General features: G+C 57.1%; 21 protein-coding genes. 17 read left to right on the top strand and 4 right to left on the bottom strand.

All coding sequences use genetic code 11. The features are described from left to right. Positions 1-331: 331 nt before the first annotated feature. From DSM3645_RS10330 to DSM3645_RS10320, 3 genes are all read left to right on the top strand, one after another. Entirely contained in the window at positions 332-613 is a 282-nt protein-coding gene (locus DSM3645_RS10330) for a flagellar biosynthesis anti-sigma factor FlgM (protein ID WP_002652088.1), read from the top strand. Positions 614-866: 253 nt separating this feature from the next. Further along, positions 867-1,388 (top strand): Fur family transcriptional regulator, encoded by a 522-nt coding sequence (locus DSM3645_RS10325; RefSeq protein ID WP_050769342.1) that lies wholly within the window; start codon positions 867-869, stop codon positions 1,386-1,388. Positions 1,389-1,525: 137 nt separating this feature from the next. Then, the gene (locus tag DSM3645_RS10320) at positions 1,526-2,068 is read left to right on the top strand and encodes a DUF6790 family protein (RefSeq protein ID WP_002652085.1); all 543 of its coding nucleotides are present in this window, start codon (positions 1,526-1,528) and stop codon (positions 2,066-2,068) included. Positions 2,069-2,097: 29 nt separating this feature from the next. Here DSM3645_RS10320 and DSM3645_RS10315 read toward each other — a convergent pair whose 3' ends face one another. Beyond that, entirely contained in the window at positions 2,098-2,880 is a 783-nt protein-coding gene (locus tag DSM3645_RS10315) for a haloacid dehalogenase type II (protein ID WP_002652084.1), read from the bottom strand. Positions 2,881-3,170: 290 nt separating this feature from the next. Between DSM3645_RS10315 and DSM3645_RS10310 the strand changes: the two genes are divergently transcribed. Beyond that, entirely contained in the window at positions 3,171-4,082 is a 912-nt protein-coding gene (locus DSM3645_RS10310) for a lactate/malate dehydrogenase family protein (protein ID WP_002652083.1), read from the top strand. Between the two features lie 68 nt (positions 4,083-4,150). Here DSM3645_RS10310 and DSM3645_RS28050 read toward each other — a convergent pair whose 3' ends face one another. Both DSM3645_RS28050 and recQ read right to left on the bottom strand, forming a co-directional pair. Beyond that, on the bottom strand, positions 4,151-4,876 hold the full coding sequence (locus DSM3645_RS28050; protein WP_131282415.1) for an FkbM family methyltransferase: 726 nt from the start codon (positions 4,874-4,876) through the stop codon (positions 4,151-4,153). 448 nt (positions 4,877-5,324) lie between these two features. Beyond that, complete coding sequence (recQ, locus tag DSM3645_RS10300) at positions 5,325-7,535, bottom strand: DNA helicase RecQ (protein ID WP_002652081.1); 2,211 nt, start codon at positions 7,533-7,535, stop codon at positions 5,325-5,327. 672 nt (positions 7,536-8,207) lie between these two features. Here recQ and DSM3645_RS10290 point away from each other — a divergent pair. From DSM3645_RS10290 to DSM3645_RS10225, 13 genes are all read left to right on the top strand, one after another. Further along, positions 8,208-9,092: a DUF1559 family PulG-like putative transporter gene (locus DSM3645_RS10290; protein WP_002652079.1), complete on the top strand. Its 885-nt coding sequence runs from the start codon at positions 8,208-8,210 to the stop codon at positions 9,090-9,092. Positions 9,093-9,179: 87 nt separating this feature from the next. Next, positions 9,180-9,581 carry a carboxypeptidase regulatory-like domain-containing protein gene (locus DSM3645_RS10285; protein ID WP_002652078.1) on the top strand — a complete coding sequence of 134 codons (402 nt, stop codon included), beginning with the start codon at positions 9,180-9,182 and terminating at the stop codon, positions 9,579-9,581. Positions 9,582-9,714: 133 nt separating this feature from the next. Next, the gene (locus tag DSM3645_RS10280; protein WP_002652077.1) at positions 9,715-10,599 is read left to right on the top strand and encodes a DUF1559 family PulG-like putative transporter; all 885 of its coding nucleotides are present in this window, start codon (positions 9,715-9,717) and stop codon (positions 10,597-10,599) included. Between the two features lie 556 nt (positions 10,600-11,155). Continuing rightward, a complete protein-coding gene (locus tag DSM3645_RS10275) occupies positions 11,156-12,181 on the top strand; it encodes a DUF1559 domain-containing protein (RefSeq protein WP_002652076.1) in 1,026 nt (341 codons plus the stop codon). Between the two features lie 65 nt (positions 12,182-12,246). After that, on the top strand, positions 12,247-12,672 hold the full coding sequence (locus tag DSM3645_RS10270; RefSeq protein ID WP_131282412.1) for a hypothetical protein: 426 nt from the start codon (positions 12,247-12,249) through the stop codon (positions 12,670-12,672). A gap of 116 nt (positions 12,673-12,788) precedes the next feature. Then, positions 12,789-13,808, top strand: coding sequence for a DUF1559 domain-containing protein (locus DSM3645_RS10265; protein WP_040351758.1), 1,020 nt, complete (start codon positions 12,789-12,791; stop codon positions 13,806-13,808). 119 nt (positions 13,809-13,927) lie between these two features. Beyond that, positions 13,928-14,308, top strand: coding sequence for a carboxypeptidase-like regulatory domain-containing protein (locus tag DSM3645_RS10260; RefSeq protein ID WP_002652073.1), 381 nt, complete (start codon positions 13,928-13,930; stop codon positions 14,306-14,308). 215 nt (positions 14,309-14,523) lie between these two features. After that, on the top strand, positions 14,524-16,554 hold the full coding sequence (locus tag DSM3645_RS31275) for a GDSL-type esterase/lipase family protein (protein WP_002652072.1): 2,031 nt from the start codon (positions 14,524-14,526) through the stop codon (positions 16,552-16,554). 183 nt (positions 16,555-16,737) lie between these two features. Then, the gene (locus tag DSM3645_RS10245; protein WP_040352384.1) at positions 16,738-17,751 is read left to right on the top strand and encodes an aspartate-semialdehyde dehydrogenase; all 1,014 of its coding nucleotides are present in this window, start codon (positions 16,738-16,740) and stop codon (positions 17,749-17,751) included. A gap of 151 nt (positions 17,752-17,902) precedes the next feature. Then, positions 17,903-18,685 carry a tRNA pseudouridine(38-40) synthase TruA gene (truA, locus tag DSM3645_RS10240; RefSeq protein WP_002652070.1) on the top strand — a complete coding sequence of 261 codons (783 nt, stop codon included), beginning with the start codon at positions 17,903-17,905 and terminating at the stop codon, positions 18,683-18,685. A gap of 17 nt (positions 18,686-18,702) precedes the next feature. Then, complete coding sequence (locus DSM3645_RS10235) at positions 18,703-19,863, top strand: glycosyltransferase family 4 protein (RefSeq protein ID WP_002652069.1); 1,161 nt, start codon at positions 18,703-18,705, stop codon at positions 19,861-19,863. A 225-nt stretch (positions 19,864-20,088) separates the two neighbouring features. Next, positions 20,089-20,958: a serine/threonine protein kinase gene (locus DSM3645_RS10230; protein ID WP_081444784.1), complete on the top strand. Its 870-nt coding sequence runs from the start codon at positions 20,089-20,091 to the stop codon at positions 20,956-20,958. A 57-nt stretch (positions 20,959-21,015) separates the two neighbouring features. Then, on the top strand, positions 21,016-22,002 hold the full coding sequence (locus DSM3645_RS10225; protein ID WP_002652067.1) for an acetyl-CoA carboxylase carboxyltransferase subunit alpha: 987 nt from the start codon (positions 21,016-21,018) through the stop codon (positions 22,000-22,002). A 1,316-nt stretch (positions 22,003-23,318) separates the two neighbouring features. Here DSM3645_RS10225 and DSM3645_RS28040 read toward each other — a convergent pair. Continuing rightward, positions 23,319-24,266 carry a CvpA family protein gene (locus DSM3645_RS28040; RefSeq protein ID WP_002652065.1) on the bottom strand — a complete coding sequence of 316 codons (948 nt, stop codon included), beginning with the start codon at positions 24,264-24,266 and terminating at the stop codon, positions 23,319-23,321. Positions 24,267-24,317 lie beyond the last annotated feature (51 nt).

Genomic DNA, 24,317 nt, shown 5'->3' with positions numbered 1-24,317 from the left:
CCCGCGAGTTGTTACAACAAGAAACCAACCATTTGCGATCCAGCGCCGGTGCTAGCATGTCGATGAGAGTAGTGCTTACGCTATTCTCAAGCCGCGAAGTCTCACGCTTCGCATGGATTGTCGGCTAGACACGGAATGCGGCGCTCAGCGGCAAGCTTTGAACTATATTTTTGAGGCACGGAAGCGGTCACTACCTGACTTTCAGATAAATGACTAGCTGGGGCCTCCAATTTCCGGTCAACAACGCCTGGACGAAACGGAACTGAATACTGACGCCCGCAAACGGCGGTAAACGGTTCCACAGCGCCCGAAGGGAGTAGGAAGAAGCTTTATGTATATTAACGGCCCAACTCAATTGCACGGTCCTCAGTCGATTAGCGGTCCGCATCGCGCCGGTGGCGCTACGCAGACGCTGGAACCGACGTCACGTTTTGACACCGTCGATCAGGTCGATATTTCGGCCGAAGCCGATATCGTCAGCCGCGTTCGTGAAACGCCTGATATTCGGGCCGACAAGGTCGCCCAGATCAAAGCGCAAATCGCGGACGGCAGCTACTTTAGCGACGACAAGCTCGATATCGCGCTGGAACGATTGCTCGACGAGTTCGGTTAATTCAGCCCGAACTTTCGGCCCCCCCGGGCCCTCCAAATCAACGTCTCGAAAGCCGGCGCAGCTCGGATGGCTCGCCGGTTTTTTTCTGCGCGCTGCAAGCCGCCCGTTGCAAATAACGCCTCTGCGCCTACAATTTCTTATTGAGACTGCCCACAGCCCCATTTGTCCTAACTATGGGCCTCTAAACGAGATTGCTTGTTGGGAAAGAGTCTCAACAAGCCTGCTAGTATCGTTTCCGTAATTTGAGACCAGCATGTCCCACTCGCAACTTGGCGAATCGTACGCATTGACCAGCGTAGACGTCGCTTTACCCCCCATGGAACGCTTTGAAGAGTATCTTCAGGCCAAGGGGAAGCGAATCACGCAGCCGCGCCGTATTTTGGTCGAGCATGTTTTCAGCAAGCATGAACATTTTGACGCCGACGCGCTGATCGAAGAGTTGGCCCAACGCGACGCCGGCCCCAAACGGGTGAGTCGCCCGACCGTCTATCGCACTTTAAACGAGCTGGTCGAAGCCGGCCTGCTGCGCAAGATGGACATCGGCGGTCGAGCCGTCTACGAACATGACTACGGCTACCCCGACCACGACCATCTTTACTGCACCCAGTGCGGCAAATTGTCAGAGTTTCATAGCGAAGAACTGATCCGCCTGCGTGACGCCGTCGGCCGCGAACAGGGCTTTCGCGTCACCGGCCACAAGTTCATCGTCAACGGCACTTGCCAGGAATGCCAGCGCAAGACGCGGCGGCAGAAGCGGAAAGTCGATTTGATTTAGTTGCAGGCAATCCGGCGATAGCCCAGATAGCTCTGCTATCTGGGCCGGCGATGTCGGCGAGATTCTTCCACGCCAGGCTGTAGCGAATCCGCAGTTTCATCTGCTCGCCCCAACCGCGATTGCGACGGAGTTCAGTCATGCTCGCAGCGATCATCCAATGGGTTCTTAGCAACTACGCCGTTACGTTTTTTCTGATCGGATTATTCTGCTCAGCGGCCTCGCTTGCCGTCCATCGCCAAACGCTCACCCAGCACCGCGTCTTTGAAGCGTTGCTGGCCTACTACTGCTTATGCGGCGTCGGGCTCTTCTACATCTACAACTTTGTGATGCATGTCTTCTTTGGCGAGATCGCGGCTAAATTCATTGGCTGGGCAGATAGCCCATTCCAGCTTGAAGTTGGTTTCGCGAGTCTCGGCTTCGGCGTGGTCGGACTACTCGCGTTTCAAAAAGATTTTGGGCTGCGACTGGCTGCGAATGTAGGGCCGGCCTGTTTCATGTGGGGAGCGGCGGCCGGCCATATTTACCAGATGGTCGCGCGTCACAATTTCGCCCCCGGCAATGCCGGAGTGATGTTCTGGGCTGATATTTTCCTGCCGGCGATTGGCTTTTTCTTTTTGATCGGCTGGAGTTGCTCTTCGCCGGACTTACCGACTCCTCCTGATGCGGATGCGCCCGCCTAAAGATTCCTGCAGAAACCGCCTGCCGCGGCCTACTCCTTCTCGCGCCTCTTCAACGTCTCCGCCAACTCGACCAGATCGCTGACAACATAGTCCGGCTCCATTCCCAGCGGATACATCACCTTACCCGGTCGCGCCACGAACGCCGTCTGCATACCGGCCGCTTTGGCGCCGGCGACATCCCAGCCATGAGCGGCGACCATCAAGGTCTCGTCCAACTCTACGCCCAGTTGCTTAGCCGCCCATTGATAGGTCAGCAGGTGCGGCTTGTAGACCTGGATGTCTTCAATGCTCAAACGGCGATCGAAAAGGTCGGTCAGGCCGGCGTTTTCAAATTGCTTCTGCACTCCCTTGTTGGTGGAGTTTGTCAGGCTGACCAACGTGTAACCTTGGTCTTTCAAAGCCTGCAAACCTTTGACCACATCGGGATGCGGCGGCAATTGCAGCATCGGCGTGACGATCGCCGCTCTGGCCTCGGCTTCGGTCAACGTAATCCCGTTCGCTTCGGCCACCATCATCAGCGCCGCCGTGCCGATGTCGCCAAACAGATGATATTGCCCCGTCGCACTATCGACCAACGAATGATGCAACATGGTTGAAAACCACAGCGGGAGCAAATCCTTGCGGCCCCCCAGCGCCTTCGCGACGGAATCTTGCATTGACTCTAAATCGAGCAGCGTTTCGTTGACGTCAAAGAAAATCACCTTCGGCTTCACCATGGCGCTGTTCTTTCCTTTATCTTCCGCCATCGCAGTGGTCATGGCGATTGCACACAAAACCATCGCGATAAACAATCGTACAACTTTGCTTTTCATAAGTTTCCCACATCGATGTTGTTGGCGAATCTGCAGTTACACCCAGTAAAAGCGGGGAAACGTGACTCCAGTCATCTTTCCCCCCAAACTTGGCGTCCAGATTGGATCGTCGCAAGCTGGTCATTCCCTAAAATGCCAAAAGATCGCGACCGGGCCTCTTCGCTGACATTTCGAACCCAGCACTTTCCGTGCAAGCCCACCCGACTCGCCGCCGCGGAAAGGACATCTCTCTTGATACGACACGGTTATACTTAGGATTCCAGTCGCATCCGAGAAGGAACAGCCTTTCCATGAAAATCAGTATCGTCGGCACAGGTCACGTCGGCTCGGCGATCGCGTTCGCCGCGACCATCAATCCGCTGGCGACCGAATTGCTGTTGCTCAATCGCAATCTGGCGAAAGCCGAAGGGGAAGCGATCGATCTGTCGAACGCCAGCGCGATGCAAAATAGCAACATGCGCATTCGCGCCGGCCAGATCGCCGATTCAGAGAATTCGGACCTGATCATTTTCACCGCCTCCGTTCCGTATGGAGACCCGACTCGTAAGCGAACCGAACTTGCGGCCGAGAACTATCAGATCCTTGAGCAGTGGATTCCTCCGTTGGCCGCCGCCAGCCCCGGCGCGATTCTGATCATGGTGAGCAATCCGGTCGACGCGTTAACCTACGCTGCGATTCAATTATCCGGCTTCCCGCCAGAGCGCGTTATCGGCACCGGCACGCTGCTTGACAGCGTTCGCTACCGCGCTCTGCTGTCGGCAGAACTGGGAATCCATTCCGACGATATCCGCGCCTACATCCTCGGCGAACATGGCGACACTCAGTTCGCCGCGCATTCGGTGGCGATGACCGGCGGACAACGATTTTATCCCAGTGACATGTCGGCCAAACTGTTTCAACAGACGGTCGCGATGGGCTACAAGGTCTCAGGCCTGAAAGGACACACCAACTACGGAATCGCGCTGGCGACGATGATGATCATCGACAGCATCGTCTACGACCTGAAACACACGATGCCGGTCAGCGTGCGGATCGACGGCTTTTTGGGCGTGAAAGAAGTTTGCCTATCCTTGCCAGCCGTGATTGGCCGCACAGGAATTACCCGCGTCTTGTTTCCGGTCCTCTTGGCAGAAGAACAAGCGGCGTTTCAACGCTCGGCTGCAGCGGTGAAAACAAGTATTCAAGCGTTGCAGCCATCGTAAGGCCCGAACGACGCCGACGATGCAAGGCGCCCAATTGCGCCTTGCCTATCCGATTGGATTTTTCACAACTACGCTGCTGATCGTACCGGAGTTGGCGTCGCTACTTTTGGTGAAAGCCGCGAGCGGCCCGTGTCGACCAACGGCACAAGATGAGCGCGTTCTTCTGGAACAAAGACAAAGTCTTTGAACGCACGCTTGTGAATAAATGGTCTCAACTCGACAAACTCCTCCACCGGCGCAAATCCATCGCGGTAAAAGCAGAATCCGCGATAGCCTATCTCGCGGAGATACGCGAAGACATCGACCCGATTTTTTTCAGCATAGAGACATTCGAACAGCAGATCAGGACGATCTTCCGTCAAGATTGACTCGCCGCCGCGAAACACTTCCACTTCGTGACCTTCTACATCGCACTTGATGAAACTGACCGGTCGCGCATCGACCTTTGTGAAGTGCTCGTCAAGGGTGGTGACCTTGATGGTTAAATACTCGAATTCGTACGATTCCTGCGAACGATCCTCGAAGGTTGCACAGTCCCACTTACCCGGACGTCGCGTCATCCGGAGTTCGGTCGGCTTCGACGAAACTCCTTCCGGAATGATACTTAGATTCTCCAGCCCAAAGGACTGCTTCATATCCGTGATAAATTCAACCATTTCCGGTTGAGGCTCAAACGCAAAGACGCGTCCTGTACGCCCGACTTTTCGATGCATCCAATATGAATAGACGCCTTTGTTGGCGCCGACGTCAACAACTGTCTTACCCGCCAGGTTACGGCTCAACAGATAGTTCACTCCCCGCTTTTCATAGCGCAGGCGAAATCGCCAGGCGCGATGCCAAAAACGTAAACGCTTGTATAGATTCACATCCAATCCCCTCAAAAGGCGAAGAAAAACACACCATTCTGCGGGGGAACGTAGGTAAATCGACCAAGACCATCAACCCCATAATGGGTATTTTCTGGCAATTTTCTTCAATTGGGGCCAGTTGATGTTGCTTCATTCGCCAAAACACGCTTTCCAAAGGCGATCGTTCTCGCCAGCACTGGCGCTGCCACGGATTCCTTGACTCAATCGATGAGGGTCGGTGGCGCCTCAAAAAAAGTGACTCCACTCGACCATTTCGACCACCCTCGTCCTGGCGAATCGCGGAGACCGATCGTCATTCGCAGTACTTCCTTTCCCAGGGAAATCGCAACTGCAAAAAATGGAGCGGTGGACGATGAAGAAAGGCCTGTGCGTCTTAAGCCGCTTCACGGTTCTGCAGACACGCCGCGACGATCCGGATCTCGCTATACGGCACTTCTTCATTCAGATGCTCATAGATCGGACGCAGTCCGCCGGTTCCGCATTCTTCGATCGCCGCTTCAATACGGCGTGCGGTTTCGCCGGTGACCCAAGCCGTGGGATCTTCCAGCTTTTCTTCGCGAATGAACTGCTCGAGATAGCCTTGCACGGTGGACTCGGCGCGGCCGATAACGTTGGCGACTTCGTTGACCGTTTGCCCTTTGGCGAACAATGTGAACGCGTCCTTCAAAGCTTGCGATTGATTCTTAGGGGGCTCGCGGCGGGGAGCGGCGATTACCTGCACTTCCATCGCTTCCACTTCCAGCCCGTTCTGCTGGCAATAGTTGACGATGTGCTGGGTGAAGACTTCGCCGTAGTCTTGGCACTTCTTATCGCCGACTCCTTTCATCAGCCGAAAACTTTCGAGCGTCGCAGGACGATGGCGGGCCATTTCGCGCAGAGAACTGTCGCCAAAGACAATGTAGGCGGGGATGCCGGCTTCTTCCGCTTTTTCGCGGCGAAGCGTACGCAGCGACTCGAACAGTTCGCGATCGACCCCTTCCCAGTCATCGGCCCTGCGCGGCCGCTTAGAGCCGCTGCTTTTCTCGGGGCCGGCTTTGTCAGCAATGTCCGGCTTGGTCAGCTTCGGCGTCACTTCGCCGCGTAGCAACTCTCGACCGGCTTCGGTCACTTTCAACACGTTGTATTCGCCGGTCTTGGCCAGATAGCGCTGGCCAGCCAGTTGTTCGATCCACATCCGGACGCTGCGAATACTTTCGTTTTGCAGCAGCCCGTAGGTGCTTAGCTTGTCATGATCGAACTCAAGCACCCGCTTGTCGCGTGAGCCGCACAGGACCTTGGCGTTGTGATCGGCGCCAAAGCGTTCGCCGGTTCGCAGAATGCTCGAGAGAATCTTTTGCCCTAGCACGGTCCCGTCTTCGACCAGCTCCACCGTCCCCAGACAAACGTCGCACGCTTCGCATTCTTCCGCTTCCAGTTCCTGGCCAAAGTAGCTGACCAACATGCGGTGGCGACACTCGGCGCCGGTGCAAAAATGATCGAGTGCGTCAAGCGAACGCATCGCCGCTTGCTGCGCCGCGTCTGGCAAATCGCCCAGCATTCGCTTCCAGGTGACTAGGTCGCCGCTGGAGTAAAGCAGCACGCACTCCGCCTCCAAACCATCACGACCGCCGCGGCCGCTTTCTTGCTGATAGCTTTCCAGCGACTTCGGCATGCCGGCATGGATGACGTAACGCACGTTCGACTTATCGATCCCCATGCCAAACGCGACCGTTGCGACGATCACGTCGGTGCGCTCTTGGATGAACGCTTCTTGATGCTGCTGTCGTTGCACATCGCTGAGCCCGGCGTGGTAGGGAAGGGCTTTGACGCCGGCCGCGTTTAATTGCTCGGCGATCGCTTCGACATCCGCGCGGCGAATGCAATAGACGATGCCTGACTCGTTGGGATGCCGCGCGATCACCTCTTGGATCTGGGCCAAACGATCGGCGCGGCGCAGGATACGGTAGTTCAAGTTCGGACGATCGAACGAACCAACGAGAAACTCGGGGTCGACCAGTCCCAATTGCTGCGCGATATCGAGCCGCACCGTTTCGGTCGCCGTCGCCGTGTAGGCGTGCACGCCGACGCCGGGAAAGCTTTCTTTGAGCGTCTTCATCATGCGATACTCGGGACGGAAGTCGTGCCCCCATTCGCTGATGCAATGCGATTCGTCGATCGCGAAAAACGAGACGTCGGCGCCTGCCAAGAAGTCGAGCATCCGCTCCGAGAGCAATCGCTCTGGCGCCAGGTACAACACGCGCATCGATCCGCTGCGAATATCGGCGGCGATCTGGCGACGCTCGTCGGCCGTGATCGTGCTGTTAATACAGGCCGCTTGAATGCCGCAGGCCGTCAGCGCATCGACCTGATCTTTCATCAGTGAGATGAGCGGCGAAGCCACCACCGCCAGACCTGGTTTGCAAAGGGCAGGGACCTGGTAGCAAAGCGACTTTCCGCCGCCAGTCGGCATCACGACCACCGAATCGCGATCGTCCAGAACGGCCTGCATCGCTTCTTGCTGCAAAGGGCGAAACCCTTCGTAGCCCCAGTATTGCTGCATGGTCGAAAGCAATTGCTCGTGAGTGACCAAAGAAGTCGATTCCATGCGAGGCGCCCCGACCCTATCCATATCTTGCAAAGTCCCCGCGTGATCGGTTTCGCCGCATCGCCAACGGCAGGGGAACGCCGACGATCCTTCGTATTAGAATCGATCAGCCTAACCGGAAATCGGGGGGTAGGTCAAACCACTCGTCTTGGCCGCTTCAGCGCGTTGAATTGCGAAGTGAGAGCGGTGCAAACAGCCGCTTCGCGCTTGGCAGGAATCGGTCAGCCAGGGCGTTCCAACCAAATCCATACCGCTGAGATCGCGGTGGTTGCAAACCAACTGCATGTGATTCTGAACTCCGCCCCAATGGCGCTGGCGAGCTCGGATCGTGCAACGAGAAAAACCTGACAGCAGCGAGATTTCATCCATAGACCGTCCATTAGCAGGGGATTCTTCACACACAAACCCCTTAATACAACTAAGCCGACTACTTATTTATGTGTTAATAATTTTTTTTGCGGCATTCTCCATTTTATACTTTGCATCTGTGTGCAAAAATGCCTCCTGTCTTTTGCGTGATTCTTGGGGCCTATTTTCCTCCTCTTTCTTTTGGCCGCAGGGGTCCGCTGGCGTTTCGCCGGAAGACGCTCTTTTCCCTAGGCTACGCCGCATTCGCGGTCGCCCAGAATCCTCCTTTTTATTATCTAATCAATCATTTTAAAAGGAATTGCCATGGCCCGTCGCTCAGGTTTTACGCTCGTTGAATTGCTCGTCGTGATTGCGATTATCGGCGTGCTGATCGCACTGCTGCTTCCCGCCGTCCAACAAGCCCGCGAAGCGGCTCGCCGGATGGAATGCGTCAACAAGATCAAGCAGCTCGTGCTTGCGTCGCACAATGTCCACGACACTTTTCGCGTGTTTCCGCCGGCCGGCGGAAAGTCGGGCGCACATAACGCGAGAGTCGAACGAAAGGGACCATTCCATAATCTCGCCGGTTCGTTTTACTTCCATATTCTGCCGTACATTGAGCAAAATTCGCTCTACGACGGCGCCATCAGCGCCGGCGGCAATATGGACAATAGCGTCAACGGTCAGGGGGTCTACCGATACATCATCGAGGCTTATCGCTGCCCGTCGGAACGAAGTCCCGCAGCAGGCACCGGGTACGGTTATCCCACCGGCCCCGATGGGACGCATGCGATCTCCAATTACGGCGTGAACTATATGGCCTTCTGCGATCGCTCTAACAATAACCAAGAAGGCGCGTCGACCATCGCCACGATTACCGACGGCTTGTCCAATACGGTCTTCTTCGGCGAACGGTATGGCCAATGCGCCTCCGATAATTCGAGCCTGTGGGCGAATTCCTCCGGCACTTGGGCGCCGCAGATTTGCCGCGGCGTGAATGTCAACAGCGGCACTTGCCCCGTTCCGCAGATCACTCCGTACTACAAGAACGCCGGTATCTCGAGCAGCGGCGGCAGTTCGCCCCATCCAGGCGCAATGAATATCGGCCTAGGCGATGGCAGCGTTCGCAATGTCGCCGGCACGGTTGACCCAACGGTTTGGGGCAATCTGACCAATCCGATCGACGGCAAAGTCATTGGTGAATTCTAATTCTCTCGTCTCGCAGCCACCACGTGATCGCCGCGGTCATTTCGATCGACCGCGGCGAGTTGCCGATTTCTAGGAGCAGGTGAAATTATGAAATTGCATTTCGTTGGATTCTTCCTCAGCGCCGCGCTGATGTCGTTGCTGTTCGTTGGTTGCGGCAGTGAAGGTGAAACCTTCCAGGGAACAGTGACCATGGATGGAACTCCGCTGGACCGCGCCGGAGTTCAGCTTTATCCCAAAGACAACGGCGCAAAAGGAATTCACTACGGCACGGCCGACGCCCAAGGTGCGTACAAAATCACCGAAGATAGCATCAACCCAATCACGCCGGGCGACTACTACGTGGTGGTCGATAAGGTCCCCACGGAGATGGGCGGAAAGAGCGTCGTTCCGGAAGTTTATCGTGACAAAGAATCGTCGCCGTTGACGGTTACGATTTCTAGCGGCAGTAATCAAATCCCGCCGATCGAAATTTCCAGCAATCCCAAATAGCAACGCCGTCGCACCGACGTCATGCGGCCAGCGCCGGCGTTGTTCCACCTTTGACTGAATTGATGCATGGAGACGGTCCCCCCAGCGTTTCGTCTCTTCACCGTATTTCCTCCCTGGTTAAAGGAGAGTTGAAATGACACAGCGCCAAGGTTTTACCCTCGTTGAGTTACTGGTTGTCATCGCCATCATCGGAGTCCTCATTGCGCTGCTGCTTCCGGCTGTTCAACAGGCGCGTGAAGCGGCTCGTCGGATGGAATGCACCAACAAAATCAAACAACTGATCCTCGCTTCTCACAATGTGCACGACACCTATGGCCTCTTTCCGCCGGCCGGCGCCAAGTCGGGTAACTGGAACGGGCGCGTTGAACGAAAGGGACCGTTTTTTGATCTCTCCGGCTCGTTCTTTTTCCATATCCTACCGTACATCGAACAGAACACTCTGTATCAAGGCGCCATCAGCGTCGGCGGCGGCATGGACAACTCCTACAGTGGTCAGCCGGTCTACAAGTACATTATCGAAGCTTATCGCTGTCCGTCCGAACGAAGCCCTGCCGCAGCGACCGGCTATGGTTATCCCACGGGGCCCGACGCGACGCATGCGATCAGCAACTACGGCGTGAACTACATGGCGTTCTGCGATCGCGCCACCAACAATCAGGAAGGTGCGACGAACATCGCCACGGTTACCGACGGCTTGTCAAACACGGTCTTCTTCGGCGAGCGATATGGCCAGTGCGCCGCGAACGAATCAAGTCTGTGGGCGAACTCTGAAGGAAGATGGACTCCTCAGATTTGCCGCACCGTCGATCCTCAAACCGGCACGTGTCCCGTACCGCAGATTACGCCGATCTACTCCAACGCTAGTCGCGCTACCGGCGGCGGCAGTTCGCCGCATCCTGGGGCGATGAATATCGGCCTGGGAGACGGCAGCGTTCGCAATGTAAGCGGCACAGTCGATCCGACGGTTTGGGGTAATCTGACCAATCCGATCGACGGCAAAGTCGTGGGCGACTACTAATCTTTCTCAAGACTTCAAGTGATCGCGATCGCTGCAGCCACTCGCTTGGCTGCAGCATTTTTTTTTTGCTTTAAGCACCCCTGAGAAGCATGAAAATGCCCGGCGCGGCGCCAAGCCGGACAATCGCGACTGGCGCGCTGCGCGGCGACGGGACTGTTGGTTGGTCGCCTGCTGGGTTCCTGCCGTGATTTTAAGCATTCTCTTCCCCGGCAACCGCTGGGAGTAAGTCCCGCATGCTTTCTCGTCATCTCTCAGCCGCTTTTCCTTGGGGGGGCAAGACGCAAAACGCCTCCACTATTTCAGATTTATTGCTGTATTCCTCGATACAGCCTCCGTTCGACGACTTCAGCCGCCGGTTCCCCCCACGGCAGGGCAGGTCGTGGTACGACAATTGCGTTAATTGCTCTTTCGCGGGCTAACGCTGCTTTTTTTTGCATCTTAGATATCACGTTGTATCACCTCTGGTCGGCGTAAGCCGAACTTGGGCCAGCATTTTTCATTCTTACAAGCTTTCGTTCTCGCATCGTAGCGAACTTCAACACACAAAGGTTCTGGCATGGTTTTCCGAACTCGACGACCTGACGGTTTTACGCTCGTTGAGCTCCTGGTGGTCATTGCGATCATCGGCGTCTTAATCGCTTTGTTGTTACCGGCCGTCCAGCAGGCGCGTGAAGCCGCGCGGCGAATGTCTTGCCTGAACAATCTGAAGCAGATCGGCCTGGCGATGCAAAACTACCACGACACGTACGGCCGCTTTCCGGCCGGGGCCGGCGCTACGTCTTCGTCCGCCGCCACCGACCAGAAAAACGCCGCGAATTGGCGCGTCGCGATGCTTCCTTACATCGAACAGAATGCCGCCTATCAGCAACTTGATCATGCGCATGGTTCGTTTTGGGCACACTCAGCGACTCCTCAGGTGCTGTCCGACCTGCGCGTGCCGATGTTTCAGTGTCCCTCTAGCGCCTTCGAGATGACCAATCGCAAAGACATCGTTTATAGCGGTCGAACGTCTGGCGGCGTCGATATCGATTGTCAGGTAATGGACTACGTCGGCGTCGTCGGCGCCTATCCGGACCCAGCCGGTCGCGATGATCTCTGCACCGCCTCGTCGGCGCTACGGTACGGCGCGCTTTGCGAAAACGGCATGATGCGAACCTTAAAGGGAATCGGCCTGCAGGAATGCCTGGACGGAACTTCCAATACGATCCTGATCGCCGAGCAGTCGGGACAAGTCGACGGCGTTGAAAAGAGCGCCAATCCGCTCGGCGGTTGGCACGGCTGGGTTTTCAACAGCGAGACGCACTACACATCTACGACGGATATCGCCACCTATACCGGCACGATCTATGCCGGCGGCATCACCACGGTCCGCGTCGCCCCCAACACGTACTGGAAGTCAGGTGCGCCGTCGAACGCCTACAACCAGTATGCGCCAAACACCGTCTTGAATTCGTTCCACCCCGGCGGCATTCAAGCAGTTTTCGCCGATGGTTCGGTTCACTTCATTCCGCAAACGATCGATTTCACGTTGCTGTCGAAGCTGTCGGTTCGTGACGACGGCGAAGTGATCGGACCCTACTAGGGGCGATCGCAATTCACGCAGCGTCTATCGGTTTTTGATTGAATTGGTCAACTCGGGAGCGTCTTGTGACAAATGCTTTTCAAATGACTTGGGTCGGCGTCGCCGGCTGCTTGCTTTGTTTGGGGTGCGGCCCCAACCTTGGTCGCCCACTCGATCCCGGCAAACCGATCGTCATTCAGATCTTGTCGGGCGGATCCCCCCTCGGCGAAGGCTTGATTGATCTTTCCGGCGCCGGCGGCGGCGCCAAGATCACTTCGACCGGCGAAGCGAACTTCGAGCATGTGCCGTACGGCGTTTACCAGGTGGTCATCCATCCGCCGATGGACCTTAGCAACGTTGCTCCGCTTGACGACGCCAAGCCGACTCCCGTTGTGAAGAAAGCTCAACCCAACCTGATTCCACGAAAGTTCCAACACGAACAAACGACTCCGCTGCAAATTGAAGTCGCGGAAGGAACTGCTGGTCGTTTTGAGTTCGACCTCAAGAAATAGAGCGATTGGAAGCAGCGCCCCGAACGGCGGCGGAGTTCATCCCAAGCCACAATTTTCGGCCGCTAGCTGACTTTGTCTCATCCTTGCATGCCTGGTATCGATAGAAAGTGATTCGCATGACTCTTCGGTCTCGTACTACATCTGGTTTTACCCTTGTTGAACTTTTGGTGGTCATCGCGATCATCGGCGTCTTGATCGCGCTTCTCCTACCGGCCGTGCAGCAGGCCCGCGAAGCCGCGCGGCGGATGTCTTGCCAGAACAATCTGAAGCAGATTGGGCTGGCGATGCAGAATTATCATGATACGTATGGTCGCTTTCCGGCCGGCAGCACCGCCGGGGTCCCTTATACGAAATCGATCAATTGGCGAATCTCGATTCTACCCTACATCGACCAGATGCCGCTCTATCAGCAATTGGACTTTTCGACCACGGTTTTTTGGGGGCATAGCTCCTCCACGCCGCAGGTCCTCACGGACGCGCGCGTTTCCATGTTCCAGTGCCCATCCAGCGTTTTCGGAATGACAAACCGCAAAGATTTTCCGAGTTCGGGCCTGACGATCGGTTCGGTCGAACGGGACAGTCAAGTGATGGACTATGTCGGCGTGGTAGGCGCTTATCCCGATCCCGCGGGCCGGGCCAACGTCTGCACTGGCTCCTCGGCGCTCGTCGGCGGCGCCTTCTGTGAAAACGGGATCATGCGAACATTGCGCGGCGCCGGACTAAACGAATGCATCGACGGAAGTTCGAATACGATCGTCATCGCCGAGCAGTCGGGACAAGTCAATGGAATTGAAATCAGCGCGAACACGCTCGGCGGATGGCACGGCTGGGTCTTCAACACGACCGGCACTCCTTACACGCTCGAAACCGATATCTCCACCTACGCAGGCAGCAATATGTATACCTGCGCCCTGACCACGGTGCGCGTTCCGCCGAACACCTATTGGAAGTCAGGAGCCCCTAGCAACGCGAATCTCCCGTATCGCCCCAATACGATTGTCAACTCGTATCATCCCGGCGGCATTCAGGCGGCGTTTGCAGATGGTTCGGTCCACTTTATCTCGGAAGTCATCGACTTCGATTTGCTGGCGAAGCTCTCGGTCCGTGACGATGGCGAAGTCATCGGCGAATACTAATGGGCGCGGTTTGCATCGCTCCCATCGTTAGACGCGTCTCTTATCTCGAAGAATCCGCTCCGGAGATTAACGTGACTATTTCGCCTAAGTCCAGCCTTGTCACTCTAGGACTGATAGTCTTGGCTTGCTGGGGATGCAATCACGCGTCCGGTCGGCCGGTCGGCGCCGGCAAACCGATTGTGATCCATCTCACCAGCGAAGGCGCTCCGATCTCGGACGCCGCCATCGATCTATCTGGAGTCGGCGGAGGGACTCTCTCGTCATCCGAAGGGGACGCGACGCTGGAACATGTGCCATTTGGATCGTATCGCGTGGTCGTTCACGCCAACGTCAGAATGTCGGAGATGATTCCAACCGAGGAAACCGCCACGCAGCGCAGCATGAAACGTCCGGCTAAATCGTCGATCCCCCGCAAGTACCACGACGAAAAAACGACGCCGCTGGAAATCGAAGTAACGCAAGATGGCCCTGACCGATTTGAGTTCGACTTGAGCAAATAGACAATTTTTTTCGCAGAGGCCTTACGCGACCGAACTCCCCGTTACAGGGGCCAACACACGCATCAACGGGCCCAAAGGGGAGGGTAGGGGACAAAAATCGTCCGATCAGTGACGATTTGGATACAGGACCAATGATTGCGACTTGGTCGCGGGTCAACCATGATAAAAGGTCCTTCGGTCTTGCCCCGCCAAAATTCTCCCCAACGCGATCCGCCATGATTCGACTTGCTTGCTCGCTGCTGTTGTCGCTCCTCATTTGCTACGCTTCGGCCCATGCCGCAACTCCTGATTTCCCCGGCGCCAAAAGCCAATACCAAGGCTTCGACCGCTACGACTTTGATGTTGACGGTAAAAAAGCGACCGTCGTCGTTCCGAAGCAAGCGGCGCCTGGCAATCCCTGGCTCTGGCACGGCGAGTTCTTTGGTCACAAGACCGAGCCTGACGTGGCGCTGCTCAACGACGGCTTCTTTATCGTTTATATGCACGTGCCGAACATGCTCGGCTCGCCGACCGCAGTCGCTCACTGGAACGCGCTCTACCAAGAGCTGACCGAGAAATATGGGTTGGCGAAAAAGCCGGCCCTGACCGGACTTAGCCGCGGCGGGTTGTACGCCTACAACTGGGCGGCCGCCAACCCAGAAAAAGTGGCCTGCATCTACGGCGACGCGCCGGTTTGCGACATCAAAAGCTGGCCCGGCGGCAAAGGCAAAGGGCAGGGGAGCGCCGGCGAGTGGAAGCGTGCGCTTCAAGCCTACGGTTTCGCCGACGAAGCGGCCGCGCTGGCTTACGATCAAAACCCGGTCGACAAGCTCGAGCCGCTCGCCAAAGCGGGCGTTCCGCTGCTGCACGTCTACGGCGACGCCGACGACGTAGTGCCGTGGGACGAAAACACCGGCGTGATCGCCGAACGCTACAAAAAACTGGGGGGCGATATCCAGCTGATCGCCAAGCCAGGCGTCGGTCATCATCCGCATGGCCTGGAAGACCCGACGCCGATCGTCGACTTTGTCGTGAAACATGCTTCGGTCAAGCCAACCTACGAAGCGCAACCGGCCGAGAAAGTGAAACCGCGCGACGGTCTGGGCAACGTTCTGAAAAAGCTGAACGCCGGCCAACCGGTCAAGATCGCCTATCTCGGCGGTTCGATCACCGCCGCCAACGGCTGGCGCGTGAAGTCGTTCGATTGGTTCCGCAAACAATTCCCCCAGGCGAAAGTCGACGAGATCCACGCTGCGATCGGCGGCACCGGCAGCGATCTGGGAGTCTTCCGAATTCAACAAGACGCGCTGCAATACAAGCCCGACTTGCTGTTCGTCGAGTTCGCTGTGAACGACGGCGGCGCCGCGCCCGAACAGATCTGGAAAGCGATGGAAGGGATCGTCCGCCAAACTTGGACCGCCAATCCCGAGACCGACATCTGCTTTGTTTACACCTATCGCACCAGCTACGAAGAAGCGACACGCGCTGGCCTTTGTCCGCGAGCGGCGTCGGCGATGGAAATGCTGGCCGATCACTACGCGATCCCGTCGATCAACTTCAACTTGGAAGTCGTCAAACGAGAAGGGGAGGGGACCCTCGTCTTTCAAGCGGCCGAAAAGCCAGCCGACGGCGTGCTGCAATTCTCCAAAGACGGCGTTCACCCGCTCGACGCCGGACATGAATTGTACGCGGCCGATGTCGCCGCCGCGGTCGAGCAAATGAAAGACCTGCCTCCGGTCGATCACGCCAAAAAGCTGGCGACGCCGTTTGTGGCCGACAACTGGGAAGCGGCCAAGATGGTTCCGCTCCAGCCTTCAATGCTGAAGGGGGATTGGAAAAAACTGACCGACGCCGATTCGCTGCAGCGCAGTTTTGGCAAACGACTCGGCCAGATCTGGGAAGCGACCGAGCCCGGCAGCGAGTTGACTTTCAAGTTTCGCGGCTCCCAGGCGAAGCTTTATGACATTGTTGGACCCAACGGCGGCCAAGTCAGCATCACCGTCGACGGCGTGACACGCGACAAATTGATCCCCCGGTTTGATAGTTATTGCACCTATCATCGCATCGCGACGTTGCGAATCGCCTACGATCTGGATCCGCAAGCCGTCCATACCGTGACGATCAAGGTCGACGCCGAACAACCCGATCGCACGCCGGTCGCGTTCCGCCTGAAAGACCCGGAAACGGAACTGAAAGCCCCCAAGTACCAGGGGACCAACATCTGGGTCGGGCAGATTCAGCTCTTGGGGGATCTCGTTACGGAGTAAGCGGATCGGCGCTATTTCGGGGCGAATTTGTTCGGGTTACCGCCGACTTTCGTCCCCAGACGCCAAATTCCGAACCATCGGCAGGATTGAACAGTCTGGTGAAAACCCGCTATAATGCGGGTTTGTCCTGGCCGCATGTGCCGCGGCAGGGACCTCTTTGAGTTTTCACAGCGGGAGTTGATGGTGTACGAGAATATTGGAATCGTAGGGGCCACCGGGGCCGTAGGTAGTATCATTCGCCAACTGCTGGAAGAACGAAACTTTCCTTACAAGACGATCACCTTTCTCGCATCCAAACGTTCGGCAGGCACAAAGCTGACGTTCCGCGGTGAAGAACATACCGTCGTTGAAATGACTCCCGATGCGTTCAACGATCTCGATCTGGTGATCGGCAGCACGCCGGACGAAACCGCGCAAGAGTTCGCTCCCTGGGCGATCGAACGCGGCTGCGTCGTCATCGACGAAAGCGGCTACTGGCGCATGGACAAAACCGTGCCGCTGATCGTGCCGGAAGTCAATCCAGAAGCGATCAAAGATCATAAGGGACTGATCGCCAGCCCCAATTGTTCGACCACGCAGATGGTTGTCGCGATGCAACCGCTGCATGCCGCGGCCAAGATTCGCCGCGTGATCGTCTCCACCTATCAAGCGACCAGCGGAGCAGGGGTCGCGGGCCAAGCCGAACTGACCGACAGTTCGCGAGCTTCGCTCGACGGTCAAGCGTACGATCGCAAGACCTTCGCCCATCCGATCGCGTTCAATCTGATTCCGCAGATCGGCGGACCGAAGCACGAAGGTTACACCTCGGAAGAAATGAAGATGGTGTACGAAACGCGCAAGATCTTCGGCGACGATTCGATCCTGGTCTGCCCGACGTGCGTCCGCGTGCCGGTCACCAACTGCCATAGCGAAAGCATCTTGGTCGAAACCGAAAAGCCGCTGTCGGCCGCCGAAGCGACGCAGCTGTTCCGCGACTTCCCCGGCATTACGGTGATCGACGATCTGGCGAACGGCCAATACCCGATGCCGCTCGGCTGCACCGGCAATGACGATGTCTATGTCGGTCGCATCCGCAAAGACCTCTCCTGCGAAAACGGCATCGCTTTCTGGTGCGTCAGCGACAACCTACGCAAAGGCGCCGCGACCAACGCAGTGCAAATCGCCGAGTTGCTCGTCAATTCGGCCGCGACGGTTTAGGTCGCTTGCAGATTCAATCGATTCAAACACTAGCCCGCTGCGCAAGCGAGGGAAAGCGGATGGCGATGCGAACATGGTTCGAAGTGGCCAATCACATTCCCTTGCTTGCGCTGCGGGCTAGTGTCATGCTCGCCTGGCATGGAGGCGCGGCGTGACTGAACTCCCTGAGCGAGCGCTGCAACTGATCGTGTCGTATGACGGAACCAACTACGCTGGTTGGCAAATCCAAAATGATCAGCGGACCATTCAAGGGGCGCTCGAGCGGACGCTGCTGAAAATCACCGGCGAAAAGATCCGCGTCACCGGCAGCGGGCGAACCGACTCCGGCGTCCATGCGATCGGGCAGGTCGTCAGTTTTCGGATGCAATCCCAGCTTTCGCCCGACGTGATGCGCCGCGCGCTCAACGCCGAACTCCCCCCAGACATCGTCGTCCAAAGCGCCCGCAACGCGATTCCAGAGTTCAACGCGATCGACTGCGCCATCAAAAAGCGCTATCGCTATTTGCTGCAGGAAGGGCGGATCGACGACGTTTTTTCTCGTCAGTACGCCTGGTTCGTAAAAAAAGAACTCAACTTCGCCGCGATGCAAGCCGCCGCTCAACACCTGATCGGCGAGCACGACTTCGCCAGCTTCGAATCGGTCGGGTCCGAGCGCATGACCACGGTTCGCCATGTCTTTGACGTGCAAGTGCTCCGTAGCGAGCGGCACGAGTTTGACAAGGTCGCGATCGAAGTCGAAGCGAACGGCTTTCTCTACAACATGGTGCGCATCATCGTCGGCACGTTGGTCGATGTAGGCAAAGGACGCCGCCCGCCCGAGTGGGTCGCGGAAGTGCTGGCCGCAAAGAAACGGACCGCCGGCGGCATGACGGCGCCGGCGCACGGACTATACTTGCTACGCGTCGATTATCCCGAAACTTGCTGGCTCGACTAACGAAAGCGACCCTTCCCATGCGTATCGCGCACGTCATTACGCGGATGATCGTCGGCGGCGCGCAAGAAAATACGCTCTACAATTGCCAAGACTTGATCCGCGACTTTGGCGATGACGTGCTGCTGATCACCGGCCCATCACCAGGGCGAGAAGGGACGCTGCTCGATCGAAGCGATCATCAGGTGCCGGTCGCTTTGGCGCCGCATTTGGTTCGCAACATCTACCCTTGGGACGATCTCCGCGGCTATTACGAAATCAAAAAAATCCTCCGCGAGTTTCGCCCTGACGTCGTGCATACGCATAGCGCCAAAGCCGGCATGCTGGGCCGGATGGCCGCGACCTCGCTGCGTGTGCCGGCCGTGATTCATACCGTGCATGGGGCGCCGTTTCATCCTTATCAATCGGCGGCGGCTCGTAAGTTTTTCACCGCATGCGAACGCTTCGCCGCCAAACGGTGCGATCAAATGATCTGCGTCGCCGACGCGATGACCGACCTGATGGTTGACGCGCAAGTCGCACCGCGTGAAAAGTTCACCACCATCTATAGCGGGATGGAAGTCGAGCCGTTTCTCGAGTCCGGCCAGTGGCGAGACCAACTGCGACAGCAACTTGGCTATCGGCCCGAGCATGTCGTGATCGGCAAGATCGCTCGGCTGTTTCACCTGAAAGGGCACGAGTACGTGCTGGCCGCGGCTCGCCAAGTGATCGACGCCGTACCCAATGTCCGTTTCCTCTGGATCGGCGATGGGCTGCTGCATGACAAGTATGTTTCAGAAATCAACGCGGCCGGCCTGACCGACTATTTTCAGCTGGTCGGACTGATTCCGCCGGCCGAGATTCCCCGCTATGCCGGTGCGATGGATATTTTGGTCCACGCCAGCCTGCGCGAAGGGCTCGCCCGCGCCCTTCCTCAAGCACTACTATCAGGCAAACCGGCCGTCAGCTTTGACATTGATGGAGCCCGGGAAGTCGTAGTGACCGACGAAACCGGCGAGCTGGTCCCCCCCAAAGATGTCGCGAAATTGGCCGCGGCTCTCATTCGCTTGGCGGGTGACGCCGACTTGCGGCAACGGCTGGGAACCGAGGGAAGACGCCGCGCCGCCCAGGTCTTCCCGCATCGGCACATGACCGCCGAGATTCGTAAGTCGTATCAAACGGTGCTGGACAAAAAGTCGTAAAGCTATTTCCATCAACGACTTGTCCTATTCTTACCGCGAAAGTGCCGACGCAGCTCGCTCTTTTGAATTTGTAGCGGTTAGGGTAGAATTGACGGACTTTTCGTGCGAATCGCCTCGGGCGCGCTTCGCCGTCCGGAAACAGAGAATCGACGCGCCCCGTGGCGCAGGTGACTGCGAGTGGCTACAGCAGGACGTAACTACATAGGCTCTTATCGCTTGGTGCGCATGCTTCGCGCTAGCCAGTCCTGCCAGGTGTGGGAAGCGATCAACGACCTTGATCGCCGCCGCGTCGCATTGAAGGCGCTGCATGATAAATTCTGCAAAGACAAAGAACAGATCCATGCGCTGAAGCATGAATACGAGGTGGCTCACAACTTTGACCACCCCTTGGTGATTCATGTCTACGAGTTCAACATCCATCGCGAGATCCCCTACCTGACGATGGAATGCGGCATCTCGCGCAACATGAAAATGGCCCTGCGCGAGGATGGCGCCGAACTCGCCTACTGGACTCCGAAGATCCTTGAAGAAGCCGCCAAAGGACTTGGCTACGTTCACGAGCAAGGCTGGATCCATCGCGACGTGAAGCCAGACAACTTTCTGCTCGACTACGAAGGAAACCTGAAGCTGATCGACTTCTCGATCGCCGAGAAGAAACGCTCCGGCCTTTCCAAGTGGTTCGGCAGTTCCAAAGTCCAAGGAACCCGCAGCTATATGTCTCCTGAACAAATCAAAGGCGAAGCCCTCGACGGCCGCTCTGATTTGTATGGTTTGGGTTGCACGGTATTTGAATTAATGAGCGGCAAGTTGCCTTTTACGGCGACCAGCGCTGACCACCTGCTCGACAAACATCTCCGTGGGCAGGTCCCTTCACTGCAAGCCGCCAACCCCAACGTGACCGACGAATTTTCGACGTTGGTGGCCCGCATGATGGCCAAGAAAAAAGAAGATCGCCCCGACGACATGGCGACGCTGCTGCGCCTGTTTCATCAAACCAAGATTTACAAGATTCCGCCCAAGAAGCCGCCGTCGCTCGCCGAACGAGAACGGAAAACGCCGGAAGAAATTCCTCCGGTCGAAGAAGAAACCAAATAACGCCGCAGACTCGCGCCGTTCAGAACTTACGCAATCCTACGGGAGTCAACTCCGCGCATGGCCGCCAGAATTTATCTCGGTTTTGAAGAACCGATCGAACGCTTAGAAAAGCAACTACAAGATCTCGAAGCGAAAAAAGACGACAGCGTCGAGACGCAAGAAGAAATCCGCTCGCTAAAGCGCGAGATCGCCGATAAGACCAAGTCGATCTACGAGAACCTCTCGGCCTGGCAAACGGTCGAAGTCGCGCGTCATCAACAGCGTCCGCAGTCGGCCGACTATTTGAACCTGGTCTTCGACGAGTTTGTCGAGTTGCACGGCGACCGCAAGTTCGGCGACGATCGCGCCCTGCGGACCGGCTTCGCCAAGCTCGACGCGTTCAAAGTAATGTTCCTCGGGCACTTCAAGGGACGCAACCTCAAAGAACGGAGCGAATGCTACTTCGGTTGTGCACACCCCGAGGGTTATCGCAAAGCGATCTCCAAGATGCAGTTGGCTGAGAAGTACCAAATTCCGGTCATCGCCTTCATTGACACGCCGGGCGCCTATCCCGGCGTCGGCGCCGAAGAACGCGGCCAGGCGATGGCCGTCGCCGACGCGATGTTCGCAATGTCGCGACTGCGGACTCCGGTCGTCTGCGTCGTGATCGGCGAAGGGGGCTCTGGCGGCGCTCTCGGCATCGGCGTGGGTGATCGCGTCGCGATGCTGCAGCACTCGTACTACTCGGTGATCTCGCCGGAAGGTTGCGCCGGCATTTTGTGGAAGAGCCATCAGTTCAAAGAGCAAGCGGCCGACGCGCTGCGCTTCACGTCGAAGTACCTGCCGAAGTTTGGCGTGGTCGACGACGTCATCGAAGAACCGCTCGGCGGCGCTCATCGCGATCATCGCCAAATGGCGGCGCGGCTCAAGATGTACCTGCTGAAGACCTTGAAAGAACTCAACGGCGTCGAAGCCGATAACCTGGTCCAACAGCGCTACGACAAATTCCGCCGCATGGGTGAGTTTTTGGAACGAGAAGTTACCCAAACCGAAGCAACCGCCTAATCCGGCGCCCTGCCGCCATCGCTCAACATCAAGCGTTCGGTCTGTCACGCACAGGCCGGACGCTTTTTTTATTCCAGCAATGAAGAACAACCGGCGATGCCTGCGCACGCCAGACAAGCCGCGCCCTATTTCAGGCCCCTTCCGTACGATCGGCAGACTCCTCGGGATCAAAAAGAATCGCCTGTTCCGCGCGACGTCGTCCTCACGCTTGATCGCCAAATATGCGATTTTGGTTGCGATCCCCAAATCATGGCCAAAGCCCCCTGCTTCCAGCGAACAAATTGGAAAGCCGGCGGGCATCTCTCTTCGCAGCCTGTTGCGCAAGCGAGGAAAACTTGCTCGGCGATTCCAATACGGATCAAAGCAGCCAAACGCATTCGCTCGCAGGCGTATTTTGAAGTGGCGCTATTTTCGGATCCCAGAATGGAACACGGCCGAGCCACGGATCAAGGACGGAAAACATGACTCGAGTCAGTCGAAAATCGTCACGCTAGCCAGAGGTGCAAGCCGATGGAACGCGCTCGGCGATCCTAACACGGACTGAAGTGGCCAACCGCATTTCATCGGCTTGCGACTCTGGCTGGTGGTCGCTTGGTTCGACCGCCAACAGAGTTGCTTTATCGCGGCCCGTTGGGCCTATGCGCTCAGCCAATAAAAACCAAATGACAATCGTCTGAATTCTCTACGCTCGCTGTAACGAAATCGTAAAGACCAATTTGCCTTCCCAGGATTTCAAACCTACCGGCACACAACCAAACAGAGCAGGGCGGTAGCACCCAATTTTGGGTCGGCCAATGATCGTCGAATTCAACGTGCTAGCGATGGCCAAACGAACTCCAAGAGTTCCAGCTAGAAGCCTGGATCCGCAATCCAATCCGGCGGAATTCGATCACATTTCGAGAGTTGATTTTCGCTCCCAACTGGCGACCAAAATCCGCTCCCAACCGTGACACGAACTCCAACACTTTCCGCTCACCGCGCCAGACCAAGACCGCCACTGAAATCTTTCGCAGGGTCCGCAGTGCGGACCATCGCCGCACGAGTGATTCTTGGGCCGCACAGCGGACCCTACAAGATCAGGCGCCAAGGACGCTCCCAAGAACCAGAAACCTGTCCAGAAGCTCACAGGTCCGGCCATATCCCAGAAAAGCAGGGCCCAACCGCAAACCCACCCCAACGTCCGATAATGTTTCTTATGTTCGGTTGTGGGCCCATTTTCCTCGGGTTTTAGCGATCTAGGCCAAAACCGGTCCCCTGCACCAAAACCGCTCGGCCGAGAGAATCCCCGAGGCCCTTTGTCGCACTTCAGCTGCCGCTCAATACCGCGGGAGCTGGCCGCTGGGCTGCGGTGCATAGCCTTGCGGATAGTATCCCTGCTGCTGCGGATAGGCCGGCTGCGGCGCGTAACCTTGCTGCTGGTAGCCTTGTTGCTGCGGGGTGTAATTCGGCTGTTGATAGCCTTGCGTCGCGGCGCCCCAGCGCTGGTCGATTTCGCGCTGCACTTGGTCGCGCAAATTCTGCTGAAATTGGTTCACATACGGCTGGGCTGCTTGTTGCGGATTTTGGAGCGCCTGATCGACCGCTCCCTGGATCTGGCCGTAGTCGGCCTTCAGCTGGTTGTAGCCTTGCTGCGCGTCCTGTTGCCACTGCTGCGGGATGACCTGGTACGGATCTGGCGCCTGTGGATTGGTCGCCGTCGGCTGGGCCGGATCGCCGGAAAAAATATTGGCGGTCGTGATCGGCGGTTGATCTCCGATCTGCTGCTGAAAGTTGTCGATGTACGGCTTCACGGCGGTATGCACCTCTTGCGGCATGATCGCCTGGGCTTTGTCGATAAAATGCGAGATGTAGTATCCAGACCTCGACTGCACGATCTCTTCGCGACGATTGCCGGTCGCAAACGAAACCGAGAACATCGTGATGATCACGCAGAGCAAAACGCCCTTGGCCGCGCCCAACAAGGCGCCAACCTGACGGTCGAAATCCTTGAGCTTCATGCTTTCGATCGTTTTCGAGATGAATCGAAAACCGACCCAGACGACCAGCGAGCAGCCGACGTACAGCGCGAGCATCGCCGCCAATTTGTTCCACGGAGGATCCATGGGAAAGAGGGCCGCAACCGGTTCGCGCAGCTGCACAGACAACACATAGCTGGCGAAGATCGACGCGAACGAGGCGATCTGCCACGCCATCCCTTTGTACAAACCCCAGGCCGTCGCCGCGAGCAGCACAATCACCATCAATACGTCGTATCCGTTCGCCATCGCTCGGCGCCTTCTTTCTCTCAAGTTCCTGATTTGGTGCGGTCACGCGCA

The organism is Blastopirellula marina DSM 3645, assembly GCF_000153105.1.
Taxonomy (GTDB): Bacteria; Planctomycetota; Planctomycetia; order Pirellulales; family Pirellulaceae; genus Blastopirellula; species Blastopirellula marina.
Note: the sequence above shows the minus strand (reverse complement) of the source record. Positions and strands in the feature narration are given on the sequence as shown.

Coding starts and splice junctions, on each gene's coding strand:
- DSM3645_RS10330 (WP_002652088.1), top strand. CDS start 332: ATGTATATTAACGGCCCAACTCAATTGCACGGTCCTCAGTCGATTAGC.
- DSM3645_RS10325 (WP_050769342.1), top strand. CDS start 867: ATGTCCCACTCGCAACTTGGCGAATCGTACGCATTGACCAGCGTAGAC.
- DSM3645_RS10320 (WP_002652085.1), top strand. CDS start 1,526: ATGCTCGCAGCGATCATCCAATGGGTTCTTAGCAACTACGCCGTTACG.
- DSM3645_RS10315 (WP_002652084.1), bottom strand. CDS start 2,880: ATGAAAAGCAAAGTTGTACGATTGTTTATCGCGATGGTTTTGTGTGCA.
- DSM3645_RS10310 (WP_002652083.1), top strand. CDS start 3,171: ATGAAAATCAGTATCGTCGGCACAGGTCACGTCGGCTCGGCGATCGCG.
- recQ (WP_002652081.1), bottom strand. CDS start 7,535: ATGGAATCGACTTCTTTGGTCACTCACGAGCAATTGCTTTCGACCATG.
- DSM3645_RS10290 (WP_002652079.1), top strand. CDS start 8,208: ATGGCCCGTCGCTCAGGTTTTACGCTCGTTGAATTGCTCGTCGTGATT.
- DSM3645_RS10285 (WP_002652078.1), top strand. CDS start 9,180: ATGAAATTGCATTTCGTTGGATTCTTCCTCAGCGCCGCGCTGATGTCG.
- DSM3645_RS10280 (WP_002652077.1), top strand. CDS start 9,715: ATGACACAGCGCCAAGGTTTTACCCTCGTTGAGTTACTGGTTGTCATC.
- DSM3645_RS10275 (WP_002652076.1), top strand. CDS start 11,156: ATGGTTTTCCGAACTCGACGACCTGACGGTTTTACGCTCGTTGAGCTC.
- DSM3645_RS10265 (WP_040351758.1), top strand. CDS start 12,789: ATGACTCTTCGGTCTCGTACTACATCTGGTTTTACCCTTGTTGAACTT.
- DSM3645_RS31275 (WP_002652072.1), top strand. CDS start 14,524: ATGATTCGACTTGCTTGCTCGCTGCTGTTGTCGCTCCTCATTTGCTAC.
- DSM3645_RS10235 (WP_002652069.1), top strand. CDS start 18,703: ATGCGTATCGCGCACGTCATTACGCGGATGATCGTCGGCGGCGCGCAA.
- DSM3645_RS10230 (WP_081444784.1), top strand. CDS start 20,089: ATGCTTCGCGCTAGCCAGTCCTGCCAGGTGTGGGAAGCGATCAACGAC.
- DSM3645_RS10225 (WP_002652067.1), top strand. CDS start 21,016: ATGGCCGCCAGAATTTATCTCGGTTTTGAAGAACCGATCGAACGCTTA.
- DSM3645_RS28040 (WP_002652065.1), bottom strand. CDS start 24,266: ATGGCGAACGGATACGACGTATTGATGGTGATTGTGCTGCTCGCGGCG.